We start from the raw sequence: 15,491 nt of genomic DNA on the forward strand, positions 1-15,491 counted from the left end.
TAAAGGGATAAGACATGGCAAAGAGTAAATTTGAGCGGTCGAAGCCACATGTGAATGTTGGAACGATAGGGCACGTGGATCATGGTAAGACTACGCTTACGGCAGCAATTACGACGATATTGACGAAGAAGTTTGGTGGAGAAGCGAAGAGTTATGATCAAATTGATTCTGCGCCGGAAGAACGTGCGCGTGGGATAACCATAAACACAGCTCATGTTGAATATGAGACGGATAAGCGTCATTATGCTCATGTGGATTGTCCGGGCCATGCGGATTACGTAAAGAATATGATTACGGGAGCGGCCCAAATGGATGGAGCGATATTGGTTGTATCTGCAGCCGATGGTCCGATGCCGCAGACGCGAGAACATATTTTGTTGGCGCGCCAAGTAGGTGTTCCTTACATCATTGTGTACATGAATAAAGCAGACATGGTTGATGATGCTGAGCTGATTGAGTTGGTGGAAATGGAGATACGTGAGCTGCTATCGAAATATGATTTTCCAGGTGATGATACGCCGATTATAGTTGGATCGGCGTTGAAAGCGCTTGAGGGTGATCAAAGTGATATTGGTGAGGCTTCCATTCTGAAATTGGCAGATGCGCTAGATAGTTATATTCCACAACCGGAGCGTGCTATTGACGGTGCCTTTATTATGCCGGTTGAAGATGTATTTTCAATATCTGGTCGCGGAACTGTTGTAACGGGTCGTGTAGAGAGAGGCATAATCAAAGTGGGTGAAGAGATTGAGATAGTGGGTCTCAAGCCGACACTAAAGACAGTATGCACGGGGGTCGAAATGTTTCGTAAGCTTCTGGATCAAGGGCAGGCAGGAGACAACGTGGGGATACTTTTGCGTGGTACGAAGCGTGAAGAGGTGGAGCGAGGCCAAGTATTGGCGAAGCCGGGCAGCATATCACCCCATACTAAATTCACGGCGGAGATTTATGTATTAAGTAAGGAAGAAGGTGGAAGGCATACTCCGTTTTTTCCCGGCTATCGTCCCCAATTTTATTTTAGAACGACAGATGTGACGGGAGCGATAGAGTTGCCAGCGGGAACAGAGATGGTGATGCCTGGGGATAATGTTTCGGTGACGGTAAACTTAATAGCGCCAATTGCGATGGAAGACGGATTGCGTTTTGCGATACGTGAAGGTGGAAGAACTGTTGGTGCAGGCGTTGTGGCTAAAATTATTGAGTGATATGAGAGAAGGTAAGGAAAAATAAGCTCAATATTTGGCTTGGTGTTTTTAAATATTAAATATTGAACTTATTAACTCAGGAACGAGTGTATGCAAAATCAAAAAATCAGAATTCGTCTCAAAGCTTTTGATTATCGTTTGATAGATAAATCGGCTATAGAAATTGTTGAGACAGCAAAGCGAACAGGGGCGGTAGTTAAAGGGCCAATTCCATTGCCCACTAAAATTGAGCGTTTTGATGTGTTGCGCTCGCCTCATGTAAATAAGACTTCGCGTGATCAGTTCGAAATTAGAACGCATTTAAGGTTAATGGATATAATAGATCCGACAGATAAGACAGTAGATGCGTTGATGAAGTTAGATTTGCCTGCAGGCGTTGATGTAGAGATAAAGCTGTAAATGAGAATACAATACTCATAATTAATTAATATACTTTTTATTTTAAGAAATTAAATAAGAACGCTCCTAGAAAGAGAGATGAAATGAGTTTAGGATTAATTGGACGTAAAATTGGTATGATGCGGATTTTTACAGAAAATGGAGATGCTTTTCCGGTAACGGTAATTGATGTTGCCAGTAATCGTATAACTCAGATAAAGAAAACCTCTTCTAATGGTTATTGTGCAGCTCAAGTATCGTTTGGTCAGAAAAAGATATCAAGGGTGAATAAACCAACAGCAGGCCATTGTGCTAAAGCTGGCGTGATAGCTGGAAGTATCATAAGAGAGTTTAGAGTAAAGGATGATTCTATTCTAGGTTCATTCCAAAATGGAATGGAAATTAAAAGCGATATATTTAAAGTAGGGCAGAAAGTTGATATATCTGGGATTACGATAGGAAAAGGTTTTTCTGGGGCAATAAAGTTGCACAACTTTTCTTCGAATAGAGCAAGTCATGGTAATTCAAAGGCGCATAAAAAAACCGGCTCTATTGGTATGGCACAGGATCCAGGGCGTATTTTTCCAGGTAAACGTATGGCGGCGCATATGGGAAATGTCAAAAGAACTATACAAAATCTTGAGATATTACGAATTGATAGTGAAAGAAATTTGTTGTTAGTCAAAGGTGCAATTCCAGGATCAAAAGATGGATATGTAGTAATTCGATCAAGCGTAAAAGAAAAGAAATAAATTGATAAAGACAAAATATAAACAAGTAAGGTGAATGGGCAATGAAAATAGAGCTTATTGGCAATGAAGATCAGAAAACAGCAAGCATAATTGTTTCTGATGAGCTTTTTATGAGAAATTATAATGAAGCACTCGTTCATCAAGTTGTTACTTCATATTTATCTAACGCACGTACTGCAACTCGAGCGCAAAAAGGTAGATCGGATATTGCTAAGTCGACTCGTAAGCCTTGGCGGCAAAAAGGAACGGGCAGAGCTCGTGCTGGTATGGCTTCAAGTCCTATTTGGCGTGGAGGTGGAAAAATTTTTCCTAATAGCTCTGGGGAAAATTTTAGAAAAAAATTGAATAAAAAAATGTATCGCGCTGGAATAAGTTCTATATTGTCACAGCTAATTCGCGATAATAGACTGCTTGTTATTGAATCATTTTGCGTAGATTCGTATAAAACTAAAGCATTGTTGATGAAATTAGAGAATCTGGGCTTAAGTAATGTAATGATTATAACTGATGAGATTGATAATAATCTTTATTTGTCATCACGTAACATTCCAAATGTAGCAGTGGTTGAAGTAAATAATATAGATCCGATCAGTCTTTTAAAATTTAAAAAAACACTTGTTACAAGCGATGGTCTGAAAAAAATAGAGGAGCTTCTTACATGAGTAGTCAAAATATCAATCAGGGGCATTTGTTAAAAATTATATTAGCACCTCATATTTCAGAAAAATCAACTTATCTGGGAGAGAAAAATAATCAAACTATATTTCGCGTGGCGAGGGATGCTACTAAGCTGGAAATTAAGAGAGCTGTAGAGTTGCTATGGAAAGAGCAAAAAATTGAAGTTGAAAAAGTTCAGACAATTAATGTAAAAGGAAAGCAAAAGCGATTTGGACGTTTTGTAGGAAAAAGATCTGATTGGAAAAAAGCTATTGTGAGTATTAAAAATGAGCAAGAGCTTAATTTTACAAATTTTGCGAATATAGAGGCTAAGTAATGCAGCTTGTGAAATTAAAACCCACATCGCCCGGACGCAGATCGGTTGTTAAATTAATAAATAAAGGGTTATACAAAGGAAAGCCTCATAAAGGCTTACTTGAGAAGCAATCTAAAACTGCTGGTCGCAATCATCATGGACATATTACTACACGGCATCGTGGTGGAGGGCATAAACAGCACTATAGGGTAATCGATTTTAAGCGCAATAAAGATGGCGTTATCGCTACGATAGAACGTATTGAATATGATCCTAACAGATCAGCAAATATTGCTTTGGTATGTTATAGCGATGGAGAAAGAAAATACATAATTGCGCCAAAAGGTTTGGTAGTAGGCATGAAAATTGGGAGTGGGAAATTAGCACAAATTAAGCTTGGGGATACATTGCCACTACGCAATATACCAATGGGAACTATAGTTCATTGTGTTGAGTTGTTGCCTGGAAAAGGAGCTCAATTAGCTAGATCTGCAGGTTCGTTTGTGCAACTGCAAGCTAGGGAAGGTAATTATGCGCAAATAAAACTGCGTTCAGGTGAAGTGCGTAAAGTGCATATAGATTGTAGGGCTACTATCGGTGAGGTAGGTAATGCGGAGCATAGCTTAAGATCAATAGGTAAGGCTGGCGCAGTTAGATGGCGTGGAATTAGACCGACTGTTCGAGGTGTGGCAATGAATCCTATAGATCATCCTCATGGGGGTGGTGAAGGTAGAACATCGGCGGGGAGACATCCCGTAAGCCCATGGGGAGTGCCTGCAAAGGGATATAGGACTCGTAAAAATAAAAGAACAAATGTGATGATAATTCGTCATCGTTATTCAAAGAAAGGGTAATTAAATGCCGCGTTCAGTAAAAAAAGGGCCATTCGTTGATGCTCATTTAGTCACAAAAATTGAAAAAGCGCGAAATACGAATGATAAGCGCCCCATCAAAACGTGGTCAAGGCGATCAACGATATTGCCTGATTTCATTGGATTAACTGTAGCGGTCCATAATGGAAAACAGCATATACCGATATTTGTTACTGAGAATATGGTGGGCCATAAGTTTGGGGAGTTCTCATTAACGCGCACTTTTAAAGGACATGCTGGTGATAAGAAAATTGTTACTAAGCGTTAGAAAATAAAAATGGAAACAATTGCTAAATTACGTGGTGCAAGAATCTCGGCACAAAAGTGTCGCCTTGTTGCTGATCAGATAAGAGGCCTAGCAGTGGATAAAGCGTTGAGCATATTAACATTTAGCTCTAAAAAGGGCGCAGAGCTAATACATAAGTTGCTAGAGTCTGCAATAGCTAATGCCGAACACAATGATGGTGCCGATATTGATGAGCTTAAGATTTCGTCAATAATGGTTGATCAAGGTACATCTATGAAGAGAACAAGCGCGCGTGCTAAGGGACGTGGAAATAAAATTGTAAAACCGACTTGCCATATATCGCTGACTTTGAGTGATGGTAGTGGCTCTATTTATAAAAGGCACTAACTAATATGGGTCAAAAAATAAATCCAACTGGCTTTAGATTGTCTGTGCATAAGAATTGGTTATCAAGATGGTATGCGAATAGTAGTAATTTCGCATCCATGCTCAATGAAGACATAAAGGTTAGAAATTTTCTGGCAAATAAACTCAAAAATGCATCGGTTGGTAAGATTCTGATAGAGCGACCTTCAAAGAACGCTAGGATTACAATTTTTAGTTCTCGACCAGGTGTTGTTATTGGTAAGAAAGGTGAGGATATCGAAGTATTGCGTAGTGAACTACAAAAAAGAATGGGTGTTCCCGTACATGTAAATATAGAAGAAATTAGGAAGCCTGAAATTGATGCACAACTAATAGCTGATAATATTGCTCAGCAATTAGAAAAAAGGATAATGTTTCGAAGAGCAATGAAACGTGCAATGCAAAATGCTATGAGACTTGGCGCTCAAGGAATAAAAATCATGAGTTCTGGTAGATTGAATGGGATTGAGATTGCGCGTACTGAATGGTATAGAGAAGGAAGAGTTCCGCTTCACACGTTGAGAGCGGACCTTGATTATGGAACATCGGAAGCCAAAACTACTTATGGGATAATAGGAATAAAAGTATGGATTTTTAAGGGTGAATTACTTGGTAAGGACGATCAAGTGAATCATTTGACTACAAATACGAATTCAGAGAATGAAAAAAAGAAACACAATAAGCGACCTTCTTTATCATTTATAAATTCTTCAGATTCAAGAAATGAGAAAAGCAATAGCAAAAATTCAGAATTAGAAGATAATTCTGCTTATATTGAGCATATTGAAAAAATTGATAAAAAATGAATTGTGGAGAAATAAATGCTTCAGCCAGCTAGAACTAAATATAGAAAGCAACAAAAAGGAAGAAATACAGGGATTGCGACGCGTGGAGCTAAAGTTAGCTTTGGGGAATTCGGTCTAAAAGCAATAGAAAGAGGACGATTAACATCACGTCAAATTGAAGCGGCTCGTAGAGCAATGACAAGACATATTAAAAGAGGAGGAAGAATCTGGATTAGGATTTTTCCTGACAAGCCAATTTCCCAAAAACCGGCTGAAGTTAGAATGGGAAACGGAAAAGGAAGCCCTGAATATTACGTGGCTGAAATACAACCTGGAAAGGTGCTGTATGAGATGGATGGAGTTACAGAAGAATTGGCAAAAGAGGCTTTTCAATTAGCTGCAGCCAAACTTCCAATTAAAACGACATTTACTGTAAGACAAATTGGTGGATAGACTATGAAGTCAATCGAACTAAAAAATAAGCAATTATCGGAATTAAATATAGAATTGATTTCTTTATTAAAAGCACAATTTGGATTGCGAATGCAATTAGCGACACAACAATTGTCAAATACGAAGAAATTAAAAATGATTAAAAAAGATATTGCCAGAGTTAAAACATTTATAACCCAGCGACAAAATAATCATGAAGAGCGATAAATTAAACCGCACTATAAGTGGAAAAGTTATTAGCGATAAGATGGATAAAACTGTAACTGTTTTAGTGGAGCGTAGATTAATGCATCCGCTGTATGGAAAGTTTATTACAAGATCTAAAAAATATCATGCTCACGATGAGGTTAATCAATATTCAGTGGGTGATATTGTTCTATTGGAAGAATGTCGACCTTTATCTAAAACAAAAAATTGGAAAGTGGTAGAAAAAGTATAAAAATTCGAATGACCTAGTTCGTCGTGATAATAGAAAAAATATGTGATTCAACATTTAAGTTTGGAAGTGATAGATAAATATGATCATCATTACTATTACTTAAAATATTAACTATATAAGCTAGAGTCTTATGTAGCTAAAAATAAATTTAACGAAAGCGAATAAAAAATGATCCAAATGCAATCAATATTAAGGGTAGCGGATAATACAGGTGCTCGGTCTCTTATGTGCATAAAAGTACTTGGCGGATCAAAAAGAAAGTATGCGGGAATAGGTGATATCATTAAAGTCAGCGTCAAAGATGCAGCACCCAGAGGAAAGGTGAAAAAAGGTGAGGTATATAATGCTTTAGTGGTTAGAACAGCAAAAGGTGTTAGACGTAATGATGGTTCTTTATTAAAATTTGATGATAATGCTGCTGTATTGCTTAATAATAAATTTGAACCGATTGGAACACGTATATTTGGTCCAGTGACTCGCGAGTTACGAAGTGTGCATTTTATGAAAATCGTATCTCTAGCTCCAGAAGTATTATAGTGACAGTAGGAGATTAGTATGCAGAAATTAAGAAAAGGTGATGATGTGATAATTATTGCCGGTAAAGATAAAGGAAAAAGGGGAACTGTCCTTCGTGTTGAAAAAGGCGATTATTTAATTGTTCAAGGTATAAATATAGTTAAGAAACATCAAAAACCTAATCCAGCTAATGGTATCTCGGGTGGTATAATAAGCAAAGAGATGCCAATACATGTTTCTAATGTCGCAATTTATAATTTTAACTCAAAGAAACCTGATAGAGTGGGATTTAAATTTAACTTAGATAATAATAAGGTGCGCATATTTAAATCTAGTGGTGATTTGATTGAATCGTAGAGAGGGAATGGTTTAAATATGGCTCGCTTACAAGAATATTATAGAAATACGGTTGTAAAAAAATTAATGGAACAATTCAAGTACAATTCTGTTATGCAGGTTCCTTGTATAACTAAAATTACGTTAAATATTGGACTTGGTGAGGCAACCGTCGATAAAAAAATTATTGAGAATGCATTATCTGATATAAAAAAGATATCGGGTCAACAGCCGGTGATTACTAAAGCTAAGAAATCCATTGCGACATTTAAAGTGAGAAAGGATTATCCAATAGGATGTATGGTTACGCTGCGGCGTGTGAGAATGTACGAATTTCTTGATCGATTGATAACAATTGCAATACCTAGGATAAGAGATTTTAGAGGAATTTCGAGCAAATCCTTCGATGGCAGAGGTAATTATAACATGGGTGTGAAGGAACAAATTATATTCCCGGAGATAGATTATGATAAAATTGATAGTCTAAGGGGCATGAATATATCAATTACAACTACAGCCAAGAGTGATACAGAAGCGAAAGCGTTATTGACTGCTTTTAACTTTCCTTTTAAAAATTGAGATTAGAATGGCAAAGCTTGCTATCATTAATAGAAATATCAAAAGATATAAAATTGTACAAAAATATAATGAGCGAAGAGTAAATTTAAAGAAAATAATAAGTGATTCTACACTCAGTGATGCTGAGCGTGATAAAGCTCATTTGGCATTACAAAAACTACCGAGAGACTCTAGCCCTGTTCGCTTAAGGAATAGGTGTACGTTAACAGGCAGGCCACGTGGAGTGTACTCAAAATTTGGCTTGGGAAGAGGTAAGTTAAGAGATATTGCTATGAGCGGAAAAATACCAGGAATAATAAAGGCGAGTTGGTGATGGGGCAATATTTTAGTTAATCAAAGTTTGTTCATTAGGTTTTATAAATATAACTAATCGTTAGGTAGATATCATTATGAGTATGAGTGATCCAATTGCTGATATGCTAACACGCATACGTAATGCACAATTGGCTAAAAAAGAATCAGTAATAATGCCAAATTCTCGTATCAAGAAAGCAATAGCTAATGTTTTAAAAGATGAGGGGTATATTGAAAATTATAATATTCTTGAAGAAGGTATTAAAATTAATTTAGAGGTTAAATTGAAATACTATTCGGGTGATAGTGTGATTGAAAAGATATCGCGTGTCAGTAAACCTGGTCTAAGAATTTATAAATCTAGTAAAAATCTACCAAACATTATGAATGGCTTAGGTATTGCAATTATGTCAACCTCAAAAGGTGTAATGACCCAAAGAAAAGCGCGAATGCTTGGAGTTGGAGGGGAGCTATTATGTTATGTTGTTTAAAGGATATTTTAAATGTCTCGTGTAAGTAAAAATCCTGTAACTATTCCTTCCGGTGTGGAAGTAAGCACTTCTGACTTCAGCCTAACTGTTAAAGGTCCTTTAGGTGTTCTTCATCAAAAAGTAACTAATAATGTCATGTTGGAAGTGACTAGTAATGAGATTAGAGTGAAATGCGTATCAGAATCTAAGCAGGCTAATGCTATGTCAGGAACTATGAGAGCCCTGATAGCGAATATGGTTCAAGGTGTGACCGTTGGATTTGAAAAAAAATTGCAACTAGTGGGGGTTGGTTATCGAGCACAAGCAACTCAAGATAAAATTAATCTGGCACTAGGCTTTTCGCATTCAATTGATTATATAATACCTGAAGGAATAAAAATTGAAACTCCGACGCAAACTGAAATATATATTAAGGGAACAAATAAACAAATGGTTGGCCAAGTAGCTGCTGACTTACGGTCGTATAGAAAACCAGAGCCGTATAAAGGGAAAGGTATTCGTTACTCAAATGAGAGTATCATTCTTAAAGAAACGAAGAAGAAATAAGTGAAGTTATATGGAAAATTTGAAAGATAAACGTCTGAAGCGATCAAAAAAAACTCGATTCAAAATTGCAGAAATTGGAGCCATAAGATTGTCAATTCATCGAACTAATTTACATATTTATGCGCAATTAATCGATGATAAGCATCATAGGACTATTGCGTGTGCTTCTACTTTGGAGCCTGATGTAAGAAAAGAGATATCGCCTGGTAACACGGTATCAGCTGCAGCTCTCATTGGAAAAAGAATCGCAGAAAAAGGAAAGAAATGTGGAATAACGGATATCGCTTTTGATAGAGCAGGGTATAAATTCCATGGAAGAGTTAGAGCGTTGGCGGAAGCAGCACGTCAAAATGGATTGAGATTCTAATTAAGGATTAGTGATGGTAAAGGTTGGAAAGGCAAATGGAAAGCTCTTAGGAAGTGAAGACGTTAGTGATGATTTGCGTGAAAAAATGGTTGCTATTAATCGAGTTACTAAAGTTGTTAAAGGTGGGCGTATATTAGGTTTCGCGGCACTAACAGTTGTGGGTGATGGTGATGGAAGTGTTGGCATGGGTAAGGGAAAATCCCGTGAAGTTCCAGTTGCTGTTCAAAAGGCAATGGATGAAGCTCGTAGAAGAATGATAAAAGTTAAACTAAGAAATGGCACCATATATCATCCAATTATAGCTTCTCATGGAGCCGCAAAGGTATACATGCAACCTGCTCCAGAAGGAACAGGGATTATTGCTGGAGGCCCTATGCGGGCAATTTTCGAAGTTGTAGGCATGACGGATATTCTTGCTAAATGTATTGGTTCTACAAATCCATATAATGTGGTGCGAGCAACGCTCAAAGGATTGAATATGATGAATACGCCAGCGGGGATAGCTGCTAAACGCGGAAAGACGATTAAAGAAATTTTAGGAGAAAAATAAATGACTAAAGATATAACTCCAGATACAATAAAAATCTTTTTATTTAAGAGTTTGATTGGTGTAAAAAAATCTCATAGAGCAACCATCAGAGGGCTAGGATTAAGAAAAATGAATAGTTGTTCAATACTTGTTAAGACCCCAGAAATTCTTGGTATGATAAATAAAGTTAGATATTTAATAAAATTGGGTTAATATGTTTTTAAATAAAATTAAGCCTGGTATAGATTCTGTTAAAAAGAAAGTACGTGTGGGTCGAGGAATGGGATCAGGTTTGGGAAAAACTTGTGGTCGTGGCCATAAAGGACAAAAATCGCGCTCTGGTGGATTTCATAAAGTGGGGTTTGAAGGAGGCCAGATGCCAATACAAAGACGTTTACCTAAAAGAGGTTTTTCCGTTTTAAAAAAAAACGATTATCAGAGATTGCGATTAAGAGACATAAAGTTAATTTCTGAAGAAGTAATTAGCATTGATTTATTAAAGAAATTAAATATTATTCCAGATAAAGTGAAAAAAGTTAAAATTTATGGCGCAGATCAGATTGATAAAGTATTTTCATTACAAGGACTTTATGTTAGTAAAGGAGCAAGAGTAATGATAGAAGCTTCGGGTGGAAAAATATTATAGAGGTATAAGGAATAAAAGTGGCTATAAAAGGTGCATCGAATAAGCCTGTCGATAAATTTTCTGATTTAAAGCGACGTTTATGGTTTTTGTTATTGGCGTTAATTGTTTATAGAATTGGTGCGCATGTTCCGGTTCCTGGTATTGATTCAAATGTGTTAAAGGACTTATTTGAATCTCAGGAGAGTGGAGTTCTGGGAATGTTTAATATGTTTTCAGGAGGGGCTCTTTCACGTTTTTCTATATTTGCATTAGGTATCATGCCTTACATTTCTGCTTCTATCATTATGCAACTTGGAACAGTTGCTGTGCCTTATTTAGAGGCGCTAAAAAAAGAAGGAGAGAATGGTAGAAGAAAAATCACACAATATACAAGATATGGCACGCTTGCTCTAGCATTGGTACAAAGCTATGGAATATCGATCGCGCTTCAGTCACAAAACGGATTAGTAATTGAACCGGGCGGGATGTTTACACTAACTACCGTGATTACGTTAGTAACAGGAACAATCTTTTTGATGTGGCTGGGTGAGCAAATTACTGAGCGAGGTATCGGTAATGGAATTTCTTTAATAATTTTTGCAGGAATAGCTGCAGGACTGCCAAGTGCGATAGGAGGTACCTTAGATTTAGTTAGTACAGGTTCGATGCATTTTATTATCGCGTTGGGGATTTTTATTGCAGCTGCTTTGGTTACATGGTTTGTCGTATTTGTTGAGAAAGGACAGAGGCGTATTTTGGTAAATTATGCAAAACGCCAGATTGGTCAAAAAATATATGGTGGCCAAAGTTCTCATTTGCCTTTAAAAATAAATATGGCTGGAGTGATACCGCCGATATTTGCATCAAGTATTATTTTATTTCCGGCCACTTTGGCTGGATGGTTTGCAAATAACGAGTCAATGATAATATTGAGAGATATCAGTGCTGCATTAGCTCCGGGGCAGCCAATTTATGTAATGTTATATGCTATAATGATAATTTTCTTTTGTTTTTTTTATACAGCCCTTGTTTTTAATCCAAAAGAAACTGCAGATAATCTTAAGAAAAGTGGAGCTTTTATACCTGGAATTAGACCTGGAGAACAAACTACAAGATATATTGAGAAAATAATGCTTCGCTTAACTTTGGCTGGATCAATATATGTCACCCTTGTGTGTTTGTTGCCAGAATTTCTAATTCTAAAATGGAATGTGCCATTTTATTTTGGTGGTACATCGCTTCTAATTATAGTGATTGTTACGATGGATTTTATGTCACAAGTACAATCGCATGTGATGTCTTCGCAGTATGATAGTTTATTAAAGAAAACTAATCTCAAAACCAATAGTGGGAAACTAAATGTTAAATAGCAGGATATAAAAATATTTGATGGCTAAAGAAGAAACAATACAAATGCAAGGCGAAATACTAGAAACTCTTCCTAATGCTACATTTAGAGTAAAATTAGAGAATGGACATATCGTTCTTGGTCATATCTCAGGCAAGATGCGAATGCATTATATAAGGATTTTACCTGGCGACAAAGTTACGGTTGATTTAACGCCATATGATCTTACTAGAGCTAGAATTACATTTAGAGCTAAATGATCAACTTAAAACATTTTTGGAATTAATACTATGAAAGTAAATGCATCTGTAAAAAAATTTTGTAGAAAATGTAAAGTCATACGTCGCAATAGAATAATTCGAGTGATATGTGAGGACCGAAGACATAAGCAGCGACAAGGATAATTATTTAGTATCGATCTATCTATTTTTATCTATATTTTTTATATACAAGAAACAAGGAAATTGAATGGCGCGTATTGCTGGTGTAAATATTCCTAATCATAAACATATTGGCATAGCATTAACTTCTATTTATGGAATTGGTCGAACGAGCTCAACAGATATATGTAAAGCTGTAGGTATTGATATTGATATAAAGCTTAAAGATTTATCTGAAGATCAGATAGAATTGATACGTGATCAAGTTTCGAAGTTAACGATTGAAGGGGATCTCCGTCGAGAGATCTCAATGAATATAAAAAGACTTATGGATCTTGGATGTTACCGTGGCTTGCGACATAGACGCGGTTTACCTGTTCGTGGTCAACGAACACGTACAAATGCCAGAACGCGAAAAGGGCCTCGTAAAGCCATACGTGCTAGATAATATTTTTTTGTGTGGTTGTATAAAAGGAAATTAAATGGTTAAAATAACTTCTAGAGTACGAAAAAAAATAAAAAAGAATGTATCGGAAGGAATAGCTCATATACATGCTTCGTTTAACAATACGATTGTTACAATTACTGATCGTCAGGGTAATGCATTATCGTGGGCGACTTCGGGGGGGGCAGGTTTTAAGGGATCTCGTAAAAGCACTCCTTTCGCAGCACAAATTGCAGCCGAGAATGCGAGTAAAATCGCAATTGATTGTGGTGTTAAAAATTTGGAAGTCAGAGTTAAAGGCCCTGGACCTGGAAGAGATTCAGCTGTAAGAGCATTGAATTCTGCTGGCTTTAAAATAACTAGTATTTCGGATGTAACACCAGTACCACATAATGGATGTCGCCCTCCAAAAAAACGGAGAATTTGAGGAGATTAAACTTTGGCAAAGAATCTTGAACCAAAATGTAAACAATGTAGACGCGAAGGCGAAAAGCTTTTTTTAAAAGGTGGAAAGTGTTTTACTGATAAATGTGCGATAGAACGGAGAAATTATCCACCAGGACAACACGGTCAGAAGAAAGGGAGAACCTCAGATTATGGCGGTCAGTTACGAGAAAAACAAAAAATAAGAAGGATATATGGAATTTTAGAAAAACAATTCCGAAATATTTATAAAGTTGCGGATAAGCAGCGCGGTATAACAGGCGATAATCTTCTTCAATTACTTGAGGGTCGTTTGGATAACGTTGCTTTTCATATGGGATTTGGAGCATCTAGATCTGAAGCGAGACAGATTGTTAGGCATAATGGTATTTTAATAAATGGCAATCGTGTCAATATTCCTTCATATAGAGTAAAAGCTGGAGATACTGTTGAAGTTGCAGAAAAAGCAAAAGAGCAATTGCGAATTAAGAATGCACTTGAAATGGCAAATAATCGTAATTTTCCAACATGGATTGAAGTTGATGCTAAAGCAATGAAAGGAATTTTTAAGACAAAACCTGAGCGATCTGATTTACCTGCGACGATTAATGAATCTTTGATTGTCGAATTGTATTCTAAGTAATCAATAATATCATTGATTTTCTTTATTTAAGGCACATTTATTTACTATGTACGGTACAGATTTGCTAACGCCAAGAATTATTGATGTTCAAAATATATCTCCTCTTCATGCAAAAGTTGTCATGGAGCCCTTTGAGCGTGGTTATGGGCATACATTAGGAAATGCGTTGCGCCGGATATTATTGTCTTCTATGACAGGGTATGCTCCCACAGAAATTACAATCGCTGGTGTATTGCATGAATATTCAGCACTGGATGGTGTGCAAGAAGATGTCGTAGATATACTAATGAATATAAAAGGTATCGTCTTAAAGCTACATAATAATGATGAAGTAATACTTTCATTAAAGAAATCCGGCAAAGGAATTGTTACCGCTGCAGATATTGAACTTAGCCACGATGTTGAAATAATTAACCCCGAGCATGTAATTGCACATTTGACATCAGAAGGAAAGATTGATGTACAGCTTAAGGTGGAAAAAGGGAGAGGTTATGCTCCTGCTAATATTAGAAAAAGTGGCATTAATGAAAAGAATAGCATAGGTACTATATTATTAGATGCTTCTTTTAGTCCAATTAGACGTGTAAGTTATTCGGTTGAGAGTGCTCGTGTTGAGCAGCGAACTGATTTGGATAAACTGATTGTTGACATTGAAACAAATGGTGCAGTTGAGCCTGAAGAAGCAATACGTTTTGCTGCTCGAGTTTTAGTTCAACAATTATCTGTTTTTGCTGATCTTGAAAGCACACCTCTACCAAAAGAAAAACCACAAGCTCCACAGATCGACCCTATACTACTCCGACCCGTTGATGATCTAGAGCTAACGGTAAGATCGGCTAATTGTTTGAAAGTGGAAAATATTTACTATATAGGAGATTTAATTCAGAGAACTGAAGCTGAATTACTCAGAACGCCAAATTTAGGAAGGAAATCACTGAACGAAATTAAAGAAGTTTTAGCATCAAGAGAACTTACATTAGGAATGAAATTAGATAATTGGCCACCAGCTAACCTTGATAGTGTTTCAAAGGAAAATAATCATGCGGCACAGTAATGCTTTGAGGAAATTGAACCGAACGAGTAGTCATAGAAAGGCTATGTTCCAGAATATGAGTAATTCGTTGTTGCGTTATGAGGTCATTAGAACAACGTTACCTAAAGCTAAAGAACTAAGAAGATATGTTGAGCCTATGATTACTTTAGGAAAAAAACCTTCACTTGCAAATCGTAGATTAGCTTTTAATAGATTACGCGATCGCGAAAGCGTAACAAAATTATTTTCTGAGTTGGGACCTCGTTATGTTTCTCGCCCTGGAGGATATATTCGGATTCTTAAGTATGGTTACAGGAAGGGAGATAATGCTCCAATGGCTTTGGTAGAGCTAGTTGGTAGACCAGTATATGAAGCTGAATCTACATCTACATCAATTAATACTGAAGGTAATTAATTAAAATAAACT

The 15,491-nt window shown here is 36.7% G+C and carries 30 protein-coding genes; all 30 read left to right on the forward strand.

Annotated elements, in window-relative coordinates:
- The first annotated feature begins 14 nt into the window (after positions 1–14).
- The 30 genes from tuf to rplQ all read left to right on the forward strand — a co-directional run bounded on the left by tuf (position 15) and on the right by rplQ (position 15,479).
- Positions 15–1,205: an elongation factor Tu gene (tuf, locus tag CPG39_RS13880; RefSeq protein WP_013647103.1), complete on the forward strand. Its 1,191-nt coding sequence runs from the start codon at positions 15–17 to the stop codon at positions 1,203–1,205.
- Positions 1,206–1,295: 90 nt separating this feature from the next.
- Entirely contained in the window at positions 1,296–1,604 is a 309-nt protein-coding gene (rpsJ, locus tag CPG39_RS13885; protein WP_013647104.1) for a 30S ribosomal protein S10, read from the forward strand.
- An 83-nt stretch (positions 1,605–1,687) separates the two neighbouring features.
- Complete coding sequence (gene rplC, locus CPG39_RS13890) at positions 1,688–2,335, forward strand: 50S ribosomal protein L3 (RefSeq protein WP_096294136.1); 648 nt, start codon at positions 1,688–1,690, stop codon at positions 2,333–2,335.
- A gap of 41 nt (positions 2,336–2,376) precedes the next feature.
- On the forward strand, positions 2,377–2,997 hold the full coding sequence (rplD, locus tag CPG39_RS13895; protein WP_096294137.1) for a 50S ribosomal protein L4: 621 nt from the start codon (positions 2,377–2,379) through the stop codon (positions 2,995–2,997).
- Positions 2,994–3,329 carry a 50S ribosomal protein L23 gene (gene rplW / locus CPG39_RS13900; RefSeq protein ID WP_096294138.1) on the forward strand — a complete coding sequence of 112 codons (336 nt, stop codon included), beginning with the start codon at positions 2,994–2,996 and terminating at the stop codon, positions 3,327–3,329. The genes rplD and rplW overlap by 4 nt, the downstream gene beginning before the upstream one ends.
- Positions 3,329–4,162, forward strand: a complete 834-nt coding sequence (gene rplB, locus CPG39_RS13905) for a 50S ribosomal protein L2 (protein WP_096294139.1) — start codon at positions 3,329–3,331, stop codon at positions 4,160–4,162. Before rplW ends, rplB begins: the two co-directional genes overlap by 1 nt.
- Before the next feature lie 4 nt (positions 4,163–4,166).
- Positions 4,167–4,448 carry a 30S ribosomal protein S19 gene (gene rpsS, locus CPG39_RS13910; protein WP_013647109.1) on the forward strand — a complete coding sequence of 94 codons (282 nt, stop codon included), beginning with the start codon at positions 4,167–4,169 and terminating at the stop codon, positions 4,446–4,448.
- Positions 4,449–4,457: 9 nt separating this feature from the next.
- The gene (gene rplV, locus CPG39_RS13915; RefSeq protein ID WP_096294140.1) at positions 4,458–4,814 is read left to right on the forward strand and encodes a 50S ribosomal protein L22; all 357 of its coding nucleotides are present in this window, start codon (positions 4,458–4,460) and stop codon (positions 4,812–4,814) included.
- A 5-nt stretch (positions 4,815–4,819) separates the two neighbouring features.
- Positions 4,820–5,638 carry a 30S ribosomal protein S3 gene (rpsC, locus tag CPG39_RS13920; RefSeq protein WP_096294141.1) on the forward strand — a complete coding sequence of 273 codons (819 nt, stop codon included), beginning with the start codon at positions 4,820–4,822 and terminating at the stop codon, positions 5,636–5,638.
- 15 nt (positions 5,639–5,653) lie between these two features.
- Entirely contained in the window at positions 5,654–6,070 is a 417-nt protein-coding gene (gene rplP / locus CPG39_RS13925; RefSeq protein WP_013647112.1) for a 50S ribosomal protein L16, read from the forward strand.
- Between the two features lie 3 nt (positions 6,071–6,073).
- On the forward strand, positions 6,074–6,277 hold the full coding sequence (rpmC, locus tag CPG39_RS13930; RefSeq protein WP_096294142.1) for a 50S ribosomal protein L29: 204 nt from the start codon (positions 6,074–6,076) through the stop codon (positions 6,275–6,277).
- On the forward strand, positions 6,264–6,509 hold the full coding sequence (rpsQ, locus tag CPG39_RS13935; RefSeq protein ID WP_096294143.1) for a 30S ribosomal protein S17: 246 nt from the start codon (positions 6,264–6,266) through the stop codon (positions 6,507–6,509). The genes rpmC and rpsQ overlap by 14 nt, the downstream gene beginning before the upstream one ends.
- 168 nt (positions 6,510–6,677) lie before the next feature.
- Positions 6,678–7,046, forward strand: a complete 369-nt coding sequence (gene rplN / locus CPG39_RS13940; RefSeq protein ID WP_013647115.1) for a 50S ribosomal protein L14 — start codon at positions 6,678–6,680, stop codon at positions 7,044–7,046.
- Between the two features lie 18 nt (positions 7,047–7,064).
- Positions 7,065–7,382 (forward strand): 50S ribosomal protein L24, encoded by a 318-nt coding sequence (rplX, locus tag CPG39_RS13945; RefSeq protein WP_096294144.1) that lies wholly within the window; start codon positions 7,065–7,067, stop codon positions 7,380–7,382.
- An 18-nt stretch (positions 7,383–7,400) separates the two neighbouring features.
- A complete protein-coding gene (gene rplE, locus CPG39_RS13950; protein ID WP_096294145.1) occupies positions 7,401–7,940 on the forward strand; it encodes a 50S ribosomal protein L5 in 540 nt (179 codons plus the stop codon).
- A gap of 7 nt (positions 7,941–7,947) precedes the next feature.
- Positions 7,948–8,253 (forward strand): 30S ribosomal protein S14, encoded by a 306-nt coding sequence (rpsN, locus tag CPG39_RS13955; RefSeq protein ID WP_096294146.1) that lies wholly within the window; start codon positions 7,948–7,950, stop codon positions 8,251–8,253.
- A 76-nt stretch (positions 8,254–8,329) separates the two neighbouring features.
- Positions 8,330–8,725 (forward strand): 30S ribosomal protein S8, encoded by a 396-nt coding sequence (gene rpsH / locus CPG39_RS13960; protein ID WP_096294147.1) that lies wholly within the window; start codon positions 8,330–8,332, stop codon positions 8,723–8,725.
- Positions 8,726–8,737: 12 nt separating this feature from the next.
- On the forward strand, positions 8,738–9,271 hold the full coding sequence (gene rplF, locus CPG39_RS13965) for a 50S ribosomal protein L6 (RefSeq protein ID WP_096294148.1): 534 nt from the start codon (positions 8,738–8,740) through the stop codon (positions 9,269–9,271).
- Positions 9,272–9,281: 10 nt separating this feature from the next.
- Entirely contained in the window at positions 9,282–9,638 is a 357-nt protein-coding gene (gene rplR / locus CPG39_RS13970) for a 50S ribosomal protein L18 (protein WP_096294149.1), read from the forward strand.
- A 13-nt stretch (positions 9,639–9,651) separates the two neighbouring features.
- A complete protein-coding gene (rpsE, locus tag CPG39_RS13975; protein ID WP_096294150.1) occupies positions 9,652–10,188 on the forward strand; it encodes a 30S ribosomal protein S5 in 537 nt (178 codons plus the stop codon).
- The gene (gene rpmD, locus CPG39_RS13980) at positions 10,189–10,380 is read left to right on the forward strand and encodes a 50S ribosomal protein L30 (protein WP_096294151.1); all 192 of its coding nucleotides are present in this window, start codon (positions 10,189–10,191) and stop codon (positions 10,378–10,380) included.
- A 1-nt stretch (position 10,381) separates the two neighbouring features.
- Complete coding sequence (gene rplO, locus CPG39_RS13985) at positions 10,382–10,813, forward strand: 50S ribosomal protein L15 (RefSeq protein ID WP_096294152.1); 432 nt, start codon at positions 10,382–10,384, stop codon at positions 10,811–10,813.
- A gap of 17 nt (positions 10,814–10,830) precedes the next feature.
- Entirely contained in the window at positions 10,831–12,162 is a 1,332-nt protein-coding gene (secY, locus tag CPG39_RS13990) for a preprotein translocase subunit SecY (protein WP_096294153.1), read from the forward strand.
- A gap of 19 nt (positions 12,163–12,181) precedes the next feature.
- Complete coding sequence (infA, locus tag CPG39_RS13995; protein WP_013647126.1) at positions 12,182–12,400, forward strand: translation initiation factor IF-1; 219 nt, start codon at positions 12,182–12,184, stop codon at positions 12,398–12,400.
- Between the two features lie 30 nt (positions 12,401–12,430).
- On the forward strand, positions 12,431–12,544 hold the full coding sequence (rpmJ, locus tag CPG39_RS14000; RefSeq protein WP_083810514.1) for a 50S ribosomal protein L36: 114 nt from the start codon (positions 12,431–12,433) through the stop codon (positions 12,542–12,544).
- A 64-nt stretch (positions 12,545–12,608) separates the two neighbouring features.
- Positions 12,609–12,968, forward strand: a complete 360-nt coding sequence (rpsM, locus tag CPG39_RS14005) for a 30S ribosomal protein S13 (protein WP_096294154.1) — start codon at positions 12,609–12,611, stop codon at positions 12,966–12,968.
- Between the two features lie 34 nt (positions 12,969–13,002).
- Positions 13,003–13,392 (forward strand): 30S ribosomal protein S11, encoded by a 390-nt coding sequence (gene rpsK / locus CPG39_RS14010; RefSeq protein WP_013647128.1) that lies wholly within the window; start codon positions 13,003–13,005, stop codon positions 13,390–13,392.
- Between the two features lie 12 nt (positions 13,393–13,404).
- Positions 13,405–14,031, forward strand: coding sequence for a 30S ribosomal protein S4 (gene rpsD, locus CPG39_RS14015; protein ID WP_096294155.1), 627 nt, complete (start codon positions 13,405–13,407; stop codon positions 14,029–14,031).
- A gap of 46 nt (positions 14,032–14,077) precedes the next feature.
- Positions 14,078–15,085: a DNA-directed RNA polymerase subunit alpha gene (locus CPG39_RS14020; protein ID WP_096294156.1), complete on the forward strand. Its 1,008-nt coding sequence runs from the start codon at positions 14,078–14,080 to the stop codon at positions 15,083–15,085.
- Entirely contained in the window at positions 15,072–15,479 is a 408-nt protein-coding gene (rplQ, locus tag CPG39_RS14025; RefSeq protein WP_096294157.1) for a 50S ribosomal protein L17, read from the forward strand. Before CPG39_RS14020 ends, rplQ begins: the two co-directional genes overlap by 14 nt.
- The last annotated feature ends 12 nt before the right edge of the window (positions 15,480–15,491 follow it).

It is taken from the genome of Nitrosomonas ureae, assembly GCF_900206265.1.
In the GTDB taxonomy this organism is placed as follows: domain Bacteria; phylum Pseudomonadota; class Gammaproteobacteria; order Burkholderiales; family Nitrosomonadaceae; genus Nitrosomonas; species Nitrosomonas ureae_C.